The 4,412-nt window shown below is 37.2% G+C and carries 4 protein-coding genes and 1 tRNA gene; 4 read left to right on the forward strand and 1 reads right to left on the reverse strand.

Features of this window, described 5'->3' with window-relative positions:
• The 4 genes from BTO23_RS21175 (at position 1) to BTO23_RS21190 (ending at position 4,067) form a co-directional block, all read left to right on the forward strand.
• A tRNA-Ser gene (locus BTO23_RS21175) sits at positions 1 to 91 on the forward strand.
• Between the two features lie 85 nt (positions 92 to 176).
• Complete coding sequence (locus BTO23_RS21180) at positions 177 to 1,460, forward strand: tyrosine-type recombinase/integrase (RefSeq protein WP_170066803.1); 1,284 nt, start codon at positions 177 to 179, stop codon at positions 1,458 to 1,460.
• A 377-nt stretch (positions 1,461 to 1,837) separates the two neighbouring features.
• Positions 1,838 to 3,169, forward strand: a complete 1,332-nt coding sequence (locus BTO23_RS21185; protein ID WP_170066804.1) for an AAA family ATPase — start codon at positions 1,838 to 1,840, stop codon at positions 3,167 to 3,169.
• 4 nt (positions 3,170 to 3,173) lie between these two features.
• The gene (locus BTO23_RS21190; RefSeq protein ID WP_105064534.1) at positions 3,174 to 4,067 is read left to right on the forward strand and encodes a DUF4435 domain-containing protein; all 894 of its coding nucleotides are present in this window, start codon (positions 3,174 to 3,176) and stop codon (positions 4,065 to 4,067) included.
• A gap of 140 nt (positions 4,068 to 4,207) precedes the next feature.
• Here the strand turns inward: BTO23_RS21190 and BTO23_RS21475 are convergent.
• On the reverse strand, positions 4,208 to 4,412 hold a 205-nt coding region (locus BTO23_RS21475; protein ID WP_211295957.1), incomplete at its 5' end, for a hypothetical protein.

The raw sequence follows: 4,412 nt of genomic DNA on the forward strand, positions 1-4,412 counted from the left end.
GGAGGGATGGCTGAGTGGTCGAAAGCACCGGTCTTGAAAACCGGCAACCGTTAATAGCGGTTCTAGGGTTCAAATCCCTATCCCTCCACCAAATTAAAAGATTAAACCGCTGTTTTTACAGCGGTTTTTTTGTATCTGTACTATCGAAAATCACCTTGCACAGAAAGGTGGCACAGATGTACTTATTAAGACTCCCAAACAGCGTGTACTATACTCGTATCGCTACTCCAGTTTCACTCCGTGAAAGTGGTTATCCTAACGAACTAAAATTCTCCCTACTTACTCGTGAGCGTAAAACTGCTTATCGTCGAAATGTTGAGCAAGTTCAATTACTTCATGCGCTGTTTGAAAAAGCCATTGCGCTCTCTTTAACGATTGTCGAATTTAAAACTGAACTGGCTGAGTCGATTAACACTCTACGAGCCGCTTATAACACACAACCAGAGACTCAAACCAAAGCCCCTAAGCTTGTGGTAGACCCTTCACCAAAAATAAAAATCGCTACCCCCTTACCTGTTATTACCTCAGTTACGCTCACTGATTTTATTCAATCTAAAAAATTAGAAGGTGTCACGCAACTCACCCTTACTCAGTTAGAGCAACGATGTAATGATTTTTTAGGCTATCTAAAAGAATTAAATGCAGATAAGCCCACCAATAGTATTGCTATGCACTATCGAGACCGATTACTCAAACGAAAATTAAGCAGCAAAACATTAAAAGACTACATTGCGGCAAATAGACAGTTTTTTAATTGGTGTTTAGCTCATGAGCTTATTACGGCTAATCCATTTGCTGTCGTCAAAACATCCTCTAAAAATGCAAAGAGTGCTCAAGAGCAAAGACAACGTTGGAAAAGTGAGGATTTACAGAAGCTATTCTCAAACGACGCTTATCGCAAACAAAACACAGACTTTAAATGGATTACCTTATTGATGCTTTATCAAGGTTGCAGGCCGTCAGAAGCTTGTCAGCTTCAAGTTCGGGATATCAAGCAAGGCGAACTGCCTTGCATTCAATTTTCGGACTCTGGTGACGCTCAGAAGCTGAAAAACCAGTTATCCAATAGAATCGTGCCCATTCATCAAACATTGTTAGATATGGGCTTCTTGGCCTTTGTGAAAGCTCGCCAGCGAGCAAAAGAAACACAGCTCTTTAATGTCAAACCTCGCGGTGCAGATAATGATTGGTCAAAGGATTACAGAAAGACATTCGGCAACATTCTTAATGACGTGGGCTTTAAAGCAGGACAACGAGCTACCGCCTATTCATTCCGTCATACCTTTATTGATGAGTTAAAACGAGCGAATATCGAAGAGCATGTAGTGTCTGAAATTGTAGGCCATAAGCATCAAAACATGACTTATGGAAGATATGGTAAACGACTGGAGCCAGAGCAGCTTGTAGAGGCCGTAAATCTATTTCGTTTAGACGACATAGATATCAGCTTAAGTGCATAAATGATATTGGGGACAACCTCGAAATAGGCGTTCACTGAAAGTGTGACGACAATGCAACCCGCTGCGCTATCGTCACACTTTTGCTTCGCAAAAGATGCACGATATCTGCGGGCAAGAGGAAACCCTCTTGACTCCTAACCCACCAAGGTGGGCAAGTTGCATGTCTAACGCATTTTAACCCAAAAATAACTTATTTAAGCCCATTGAAAAATCGCAAATAAAACGAAACTTCGATAAAAAACTAATGCTACAGGAGGTAGCGTAATCGAACTTGGAATTACGAGACTATTGGTGTTTTTTTTGAGACAAGCAGCTGACATTAATACTTTTATTCCGTACAATCATACCTTTATAAAAATTTTTGGATAGGAACTATCGTGAAATTATTACACTTAAAAGCGCAGGGTGTTCATGGGTATCTGGATTTTGACGTAGATTTTAGACCAGATGTTAATTTTTTTGCAGGTTTGAATGGTTCGGGCAAGACTTCTGCTCTGAACTTAATTATGGCTTTACTTACTCCGTCAATTGATCAATTGCTTGAGATGCGTTTCTCTAATGCAAGCCTCGTTATTCAAAAATCCAAAGAAATTATATGTATTAATTGTAGTAAGCAAGATGATGTAATGCAGATAAAGGTGAGTAATGAGCATGAATTACTAGGTCAAGAAGACATTTCACACGAAGAACATATTTATATACAAAGAAGAGGTAGAGGTAGTTTTGATAGAAATAGTGATGCGATAAAAGCAATTAAACGACTCGCATCACCAATGTTTTTAAGTCTTGATAGACGCTTTGTTAAGTCCTCTAGGGATGAAGATTACCCTGTCTTCATTGATGACAATATGATACATCGCTCAATTAAAAAACGTGGTGTAAAGGACGATAGCCTCGAAGAAATTGTTGAAATAGTGGCAGAAGCCAATGCTGAGGCAAAAGCTCGTCAAAGTTTTGCTGATAATAAGTTAAGAAATGACATTATTTTGGATTCCCTCTCTTTTGCTGAAATGGCAGGAGATGTTACATTTCCAGATAAATACACTCTGAGCCAATTACGGCACAAGCAGCGAGCAATTAAAAAGACATTTGATAACCTTGACGTTCCTAGTGATGAATTTGAAGTTAAATATAATGATTTTTTCGACAAGCTTGAAAATTTAGTAAAACGCTTCGAAAAGCTAGAAAAGGATAATCGACATAGAAAAGATATAGAGTTAGATGAAGACACAAATAAAATAATGTCGGATTGGTTTGTTAATCAGCATCAATTAAAGAGAATTGATAGGCTTTTTTCAAAAGTAGAATCATACCAATCAGAAAAAAATCGAATCTACGCTCGTTTATCTCGATTTGAAATGTTGGTAAATAAATTCCTAAATGAAACTGAAAAATTAGTACAAATTAATAACAAGGGTCGTTTAGTTGTTAAGTTTTCAGGTGAAGAAAGAAACTTATCTGTACTTTCTTCTGGTGAACGTCAAATTATTATTATGTTAGCTCATTTGGTGCTCAATAAACGATTGAGAAAAGATGGTGTATTTATCGTTGATGAACCAGAGCTATCACTTCATATTTCTTGGCAAGATATGTTTGTCGAAGCTATTCAAGAAGCAAGTCCTAGCCTTCAAATAATTTTAGCGACTCACTCTCCATCTATAATTGGTGGTAGAAATTACATGTATGTGCCTTTGAATAAAGGTATATGATTTTATGTACGGAATACCTACAAGGTCGGATGCGGCTAATCAAAGTGTTGGGCTTTTTTATCGTGGACTTCAAGATATAGAGATTTATGTAGAAGATGTTGACGCTGCTGCTCTGTATACAGAGCTTTTAACTCGTGCAACTGGTGGTAGAGTTAATATTAAGAAAGTAATTTCTTTAGCTGGCCGTGAGAAGGTAGTTGAGATGTGTCAACAGTATGATGAGGAATTTCCCGCTCTGTTCATTATTGATGGCGACTTAGATTTACTACATAGTGAAAGGGAAGGACCTATTAATCGCTTATATCAACACCGTTTGTATTGCTTGGAAAACTATCTTTTTTGTCAAAATGCTAGTGCTGAACTTCTACGAGATCATTCGGGAAGGTTATTGAAAGATCAAGCAATAGATTTGTTAGAATGGGATGATTTTATTACAAACATCACCCCTACATTGCTTGAGTTGTTTAAAGTGTACGCTGTTTCATGGAAAGCTTTGGAAGAAGATAGAATCACTACTGTTTCACGTAGTTACCATACGATGTGTTCTCAAAAGAAAAAACCAAGTCGGTGGGATTTATGTTCGGTTAAAGTTCAGGAAGTAATTGATGGTATAAATACTCAAGTGCTTGAGGTTATTACTCAGGAACAATATCAAGAAATTTATGATTCAGTTACTAATATTGTAGGTACACTTTCTACGCCTTTATGTGCTGTTTCTGGAAAGGATTATCTACTCAAGGCATTACGCGAGTATTTAGCCATGAAAGGAGCTAGCTATAGCTATGATGATGGCTTTAAGTTCAAACTAGCAAGATATTGCGATATAGAACCATTGGCTGAGCTTAGTGGTGCAATTCTTCATACTATAAATGAAGGAGTTTACCTTCAAGCTTCTTAACATACGTAAGATTCGTATTCAATCTAGCAGCTAGCCATATTTAAATTCGGTGCTTGTTAGAACAATTTCATTTTGTCCAAAAATAATCTTAAATGGGACAATGTTAGTAATGTTTGTTCCGAACAAACATTACTAACAAACTAACTTACTGAACATTGACCGAGGGTTTCCCAAACATATAATACAAACAATCTGCATTTCCCCTGATTTACCCATAACACCGCAAACATCAGATAAATAATCGGATTTTCTTGACGGTTAGCAATTTTATCGTTATTAATATGTACTAGACATACGGTTAAATTGATTTTTGAGAACAACAGATAACCCATTGTAATTACAGCA

Origin of the sequence: Aliivibrio sifiae, from assembly GCF_002954715.1 — a bacterium.
GTDB lineage: Bacteria > Pseudomonadota > Gammaproteobacteria > Enterobacterales > Vibrionaceae > Aliivibrio > Aliivibrio sifiae.